Origin of the sequence: Streptomyces sp. NPDC059524 (assembly GCF_042749255.1) — a bacterium.
GTDB lineage: Bacteria > Actinomycetota > Actinomycetes > Streptomycetales > Streptomycetaceae > Streptomyces > Streptomyces xanthii.
Genome location: NZ_JBHYTK010000040.1, coordinates 48,197 through 53,975 on the forward strand (window position 1 = coordinate 48,197; position 5,779 = coordinate 53,975).

5 protein-coding genes are annotated in these 5,779 nt (G+C 69.5%); 3 read left to right on the forward strand and 2 right to left on the reverse strand.

The window, feature by feature from the left end:
• The first annotated feature begins 213 nt into the window (after window positions 1–213).
• On the forward strand, window positions 214–465 hold the full coding sequence (locus ACFW9D_RS14435) for a hypothetical protein (RefSeq protein ID WP_384621713.1): 252 nt from the start codon (window positions 214–216) through the stop codon (window positions 463–465).
• Here the strand turns inward: ACFW9D_RS14435 and ACFW9D_RS14440 are convergent.
• Window positions 441–917, reverse strand: a complete 477-nt coding sequence (locus ACFW9D_RS14440; protein WP_384621715.1) for a DUF6221 family protein — start codon at window positions 915–917, stop codon at window positions 441–443. The genes ACFW9D_RS14435 and ACFW9D_RS14440 overlap by 25 nt on opposite strands.
• A 585-nt stretch (window positions 918–1,502) precedes the next feature.
• On the opposite strand from ACFW9D_RS14440, the gene ACFW9D_RS14445 reads away from it, so the two are divergent.
• The gene (locus tag ACFW9D_RS14445) at window positions 1,503–2,567 is read left to right on the forward strand and encodes a serine hydrolase domain-containing protein (RefSeq protein WP_384621718.1); all 1,065 of its coding nucleotides are present in this window, start codon (window positions 1,503–1,505) and stop codon (window positions 2,565–2,567) included.
• Window positions 2,568–2,668: 101 nt separating this feature from the next.
• On the opposite strand, the gene ACFW9D_RS14450 is transcribed toward ACFW9D_RS14445, so the two are convergent.
• Entirely contained in the window at window positions 2,669–3,349 is a 681-nt protein-coding gene (locus ACFW9D_RS14450; protein ID WP_384621721.1) for a GntR family transcriptional regulator, read from the reverse strand.
• Window positions 3,350–3,663: 314 nt separating this feature from the next.
• Between ACFW9D_RS14450 and ACFW9D_RS14455 the strand changes: the two genes are divergently transcribed.
• On the forward strand, window positions 3,664–5,679 hold the full coding sequence (locus tag ACFW9D_RS14455; RefSeq protein WP_384621724.1) for a collagenase: 2,016 nt from the start codon (window positions 3,664–3,666) through the stop codon (window positions 5,677–5,679).
• Window positions 5,680–5,779 lie beyond the last annotated feature (100 nt).

Below are 5,779 nucleotides of genomic sequence, written 5' to 3' on the forward strand. Positions count from 1 at the left end.
TCGAGCGGTGTGGTGCGCCGGGCGCGCGGGGGGGGGGGCGGCCCCCCCCCGCGCCCCCCCCCCCCCCCCCCCCACGGCGGTCGTCACCACCATGGCGGTCGTCACCACCACGGCTGTCGTCACCACCGCGGAGGTCCCTCCGTACCTATCGTCGAGCCCCGGGGCCGGCGGCTGCGCGCGTGCCCTCGCCGATTCAAGAACGTTGGACGGAGTATGCACACCACCACGCGAGTCTGCCTCGCGCTCCTCCTCTCCGCCTCCGCCGCGTCCCTGGCCACCCCTGCCGTCGCTGACGAGGGCCCGTCCACGTCGGAGGCGGCGGTGCTCGGGCCCGCCGCCGACACAATCACGGACCACGGAACCCACTTCCAGTCCACGATGTCCCAGGACACGATCAGCGAGCTCGGCGGGGCGGCCGTCGGGGCCGACCCGTCAGTGGACTACGGCCGCCAGTCCTCGTTGTAGCCGGGACGGTCCGCGTAGGGCAGGGCGAGCAGACGAAGCGTCGCGCAGGGCGCAACGGCGTAGGGAAGTGCGACACCTTCAGCTACTTCATCGCCCTCCCCCTCAAGGGGGCGCCGGTTCACCCACGGCTCGACGGCCCGGTTGCCGCAGGTCCGGCAGACCTGGGTTTCGCCCATCCCGCTCTGGTCGTCCGCCCCTTCCACGACGGCCCGCTCAGGTGCGTGCAGGACGAGCAGCTGCCGCTTGGCATCGATCTCGCGCAGCACCCGCGCCGGGACCCCGCAGTCACACACGGCGCCGGGCGCCGCGTGGAACATCGCCATGGTGGCCTTCACCGACTCGGCGTCGCCTTCAAGGTAGGCGTGGATGTCGCACCCGAGGGTGTGCCAGCTGCTCGCGTTGCTCGCGTCCTCGTCGAGCTGGGCGCCGAGCCACTTCGCGAGGTTGTCCACCGCTACGCCTCTTCCTTGCAGGGCCGGTTCTTCCCCGACCTCGAATTGGAGCAACTTCTTCACCAGCCCCGCAGCATCTCACGAGCGGTCGGCCCCGCCACGTGGTCGACAGCGCTCTCGTTCCCGAAGGGCTCCCGGCCGGCATCCGGTTCACGATCGAGGGTGCCGACACCGACCACGCGGTCCTGCGCAGCCTCATTCTCGTCGAAGGCTCCTGATGGGCGCCTTCGCAGTAATCACCGCAGGTTGCGCCTGCGAGGCGCCGACGTCCTGGAGTATCGCGAGCGTATGGAAATGCGCATACGCCGGCGCAACACTCCTCGTCCTTCACTGAAGGTACGAACCACCTTGCGGCAAGGGCCGGTTCGTCCAACAGGAAGGGACGTGATCATGGACTCGGATTCCGTACGTGGCGTGGATCGGCGGCAGTTACTCGGATGGGGTGGGATGGCAGCGGCGGGTGCGGCGGCGGCCGCGACGCCACTGGCGGCAGTTCGCCCCGCCCACGCCACCCCGGCCGACTTCGCTCCTGATCCTCATGCGATTCCTCCCGCCACCCGCCCTGGCGGAGACTACGACCGTTACGTGGCGAAGCTCGCCGCAGAGGACAAGTTCTCCGGCGTGGTGATGCTGTCCCACCGAGGCCGGACGGTGCTGTCACGCAGCTACGGCATGGCCGACAAGGAGAAGGGGATCCGCAACCACGAGGGCGTCGCGTTCAATCTCTCCTCGGCGGGCAAGCCGTTCGGCGCTGTGGCCGTCCTGCAACTGGCACAGCGGGGCAAGGTACGGCTCTCGGACACGTTGGGCACCTATCTCTCCGGCTTCGCCAAGGACATCGCCGAGAAGGTGACCATCCACCATCTCCTCTCCGGCACCTCGGGACTCGACACCCCGGAAGAAGACCTGCGACGCGTCTTCCAGAGCCGTGAGGAGGTGCGCGAGTTCTACGAGGGATGGGCTCGGCAGGCGAAGCCGGTGGCCGCCCCCGGTACGCCCACCGACCACGCCGGTGCGGAGGTCGCCATCCCCGCGCTGATCGTGGAGGCCGTGACCGGCACGACGTACTGGGACTACGTCGAGGAACACATCTTCAGGCGTTGCGGCATGACCGACACAGCGTTCTTCACCAGGCCGCAGTGGCTCACCGACCAGCACCTCGCGCACTCGTACATGCGACAGGCCGACGGCAGCCGGGTCGATGCCGTCCGCAACCTGGACAAAGGCAGCCCGGACCCGTACCAACTGGGCAAGAACCCGGCACGCGGCTTCATCGATCCTCCCGGGGACGGCGGATTCGCCACCGCACCCGACCTGGTCCGCTTCGCGCACGCGCTGGCCGACGGCACGCTTCTGGACCGGCCCTACGCCGAGTTGCTCACGGGCCCCAAGATCCCTCACGCGCCGCAAGGAGGCGGCCTGCGAGGGGGCCCGGCCGCCTCCGCCGACGCGTCGTTCGGGGCCTACATGATGCCGGTGAGTCTGATCAGCGGTCAGTGGGTGAACGGTCGCGCCGGCGTCAACCCCGGCAGCGTCGCCAGCTGGAACATCTACCCGGACACCGGCTGGGTCGGCGTCATCCTCGGCAACTACGACGACGTGCCGTTCCAGGAGATCATCCAGCGGGAGATCCAGGCCGTCATCGGATGACGCCCCTCAACCCGACGCCGGCGATCCCGCTCGCAACTGCGCTCGGGATCGCCAGCGCCCTCCGGCGTCACCAGGTCGCAGTGGCTGAGCGCTGAGCACGCTCATGGAGCGGGGTCTTTGGCCTGGGCATCGAGGCGGCGCAGATGGGTGCGCATGCGGGACTCGGCGGCCGGGGCGTCGCGGGCGATCACCAGGTCGAGGAGGATCTCGTGTTCTTCGGCCGACTCCATGAGCCGGCCGGCCTCGGCGAGAGCCGCCAGCCCGTAGAGCCTGGAATGGCCGCGCAAGGCGCCGACGACCTCCACCAGGCGGCGGTTTCCCGCGAGTTCGAGCAGTGCGAGGTGGAAGCGGCGGTCCGCTTCGAGGAAGGCCACCAGGTCCCCGGCTCGGGCCGCGTCCACGATCTCGTGGGCCACCGGCCGCAGTTCTTCTAGGCGTTCGGGGTCACCGGTCCGTGCCACCACGCCTACGGTGGGCACCTCGATCAGTTCGCGTACCGCGACGTACTCGGCCAGATCGCGCTGGGTCAGCTCGGTGACGCGGAAGCCCTTGTTGGGTACCGGCTCGACCATGCCCTCACGGGTGAGGTCGAGCATCGCCTCGCGTACGGGCGTCGCGGACACGCCGAACTGGGCGGCGAGTTGGGGCGCCGAGTACACCTGTCCCGGGCGGAGTTCCCCCGCGACGAGCGCGGCGCGCAGGGCGTGCGCGACGTGGTCGCGGATGCTGCGCCGGGCCGGCACGGCGGGCAGCTTCAGCGCGCGGTCTGCGGGCGTGGACACACACTGCTCCTCATGGGCCGGCGGAGTTCCGCGCCTGCCGGTGTGGTGCTCGGGCGCGGCGCGAACGGCGATCGTACTGATCTTACGGTTGACCTGCGCCACTCCGCCCCCTCTCGACGAGCCGGGAGCTGACGCGACCCAACCCGGCGGCTCCTGTGGCCGACCGCCGTCCGAACCTTGGCCGACTCGGCACCTTCTCAAGCCCAGTGCCATGTGAAATTGTACTGGCACATCGCACTGGCGTGTTCACATCAAAAATCAACATCGCGCGCTCGTGCGGCCGTTGGATCAACACCCCCCACAGGAGATCCCGGATGCATGGTCACGATCGAAGAAGCACCCCACGCCGCTGCCTCGCCCGAGCGGTGTGCACGGGTGCGCTCGCTCTCACCCTGGCACTCAGCGTCGGCATAGCCCCGGACGCCCAGAGCACAGCGCAAACGCAAGGTGCCGCGTCGCCCATCGCCGCCCTCACCCCTGCGAGCGCGGACGGGACCGAGGACCCCGGCCCCTCCCCCGCCGATCCTTCCGCCACGCCGGACCACCCCGGCGGCAACCCGCTGCCGGTGAAAGAGCGGGCGCCCCTGCCCGCCTCGAAGGACACCCTCACCCGCGAGCACGGCGAACGGTCCACCGCGAAGCCCTCGCATCCACGGCCGTCCCTACGCGACCTGCGCGGCAAGCGCCGCGCGGCCGAGTGCTCGACAAGCGACTTCACCGGCAGCACGGGCGCCGAACTCGTCGCCCACATCCGGACGTCCACACCCGACTGCATCAACACCCTGTTCTCGCTGACCGGTTCGGACGCGGCCGGCGCGTTCCGCCAGGAGCAGATGGTGACGGTCGCGAACGCGCTGCGCGACGGTTCGGCCGGATACCCGGGCGACGGCAGTACCGGCATGCCGCAGACGGTTCTGTATCTGCGAGCCGGCTACTACGTGCACTGGTACAACGAGCCCGATGTAGGCGAATACGGGCCCCAGTTGGAGTCCGCGATCCAAGGCGGCCTCGACGCCTTCTTCGCCTCCGAACACTCGCGGGACGTCACCGACGCCAACGGCGAGACCCTCGCCGAGGCGATCACACTGATCGACAGCTCGGAGCAGAACGCCCGCTATCTGCCCGTGGTCGAGCGCATGCTGACCGGCTACGACTCCTCGTACGACGACAAGTGGTGGATGCTCAACGCGGTCAACAACGTGTACACGGTGCTCTGGCGCGGCCATCAGATACCCGACTTCGTCGCGGCCGTCGAGGCCGATCCGGGGGTGCTCGACACGCTGCGCGCCTTCGCCGTGGAGCACGTCTCGATGCTGGGTGGCGAGCGCTCGTACCTGGTGTCCAACGCGGGCCGCGAGCTCGCCCGGTTCGTGCAGTACCCGGGCCTCGCGGACAAGGTGCGGCCGCTGATGAGGGAGCTGCTGGACGTCTCCGAGATGACCGGCCCGACCGCCGGGCTCTGGGTCGGGGTCGCCGAGATGGCCGACGCCTACGACAAGGCCAACTGCGCCGAGTACGGCGTGTGCGATCTCCCGCAGCGGCTGCGCGACGCTGTCCTCACCGACCGGCAGAGCTGCAGCGACAGCATCACCGTGGTCGCGCAGGACATGTCTGCCGGCGACTTCACGGCCGCCTGCGACAGCCTCAACGGCCAGGACGCCTTCTTCCACCAGGTCGCCCGGGACCCGGGGCCGGTGCAGGACGATCACAACACCCGCATCGAGGTCGTCGTCTTCGACTCGAGCACCGATTACCAGACGTACGGCGGGGTGATCTTCGGCATCAGCACCGACAACGGCGGCATGTACCTCGAGGGCGACCCCTCCGTGCAGGGAAACCTGCCGCGCTTCATCGCCTACGAGGCGGAGTGGACCCGCCCGGACTTCCAGATCTGGAACCTCAACCACGAGTACACGCACTACCTGGACGGGCGCTTCGACATGTACGGCGACTTCGCGGACGGCACGTCCACGCCGACCGTGTGGTGGATCGAGGGATTCGCGGAGTACGTCTCGTACACGTACCGCGGGCTGCGGTACGAGGAGGCCGTCGCGGAGGCCGGCAAGAAGACGTACCGGCTGAGCGAACTCTTCGCCACCACGTACGAGAACGCGGACACCACGCGGGTCTACCGCTGGGGGTATCTCGCGGTGCGCTACATGCTGGAGGAGCACCCGTCGGACCTCGACACCGTGCTCAGCGCCTATCGCGCCGGTGACTGGGCGGGTGCGCGGCGGCATCTGACGGAAACCATCGGAACGCGCTACGACGCCGACTGGAACACCTGGCTGGACGCCTGCGCACAGGGCGGCTGCGCCCGCGCGTCCTGACACCGCGAGGATCGAGAAGCTCCAGCACGACGCGAAACAACAGGTACGGACAGCGCGCCGCCGGCCGGCGCGGGGCGGACTCCAACGCGCTGCCCCGCGC

Coding starts and splice junctions, on each gene's coding strand:
- ACFW9D_RS14435 (WP_384621713.1), top strand. CDS start 214: ATGCACACCACCACGCGAGTCTGCCTCGCGCTCCTCCTCTCCGCCTCC.
- ACFW9D_RS14455 (WP_384621724.1), top strand. CDS start 3,664: ATGCATGGTCACGATCGAAGAAGCACCCCACGCCGCTGCCTCGCCCGA.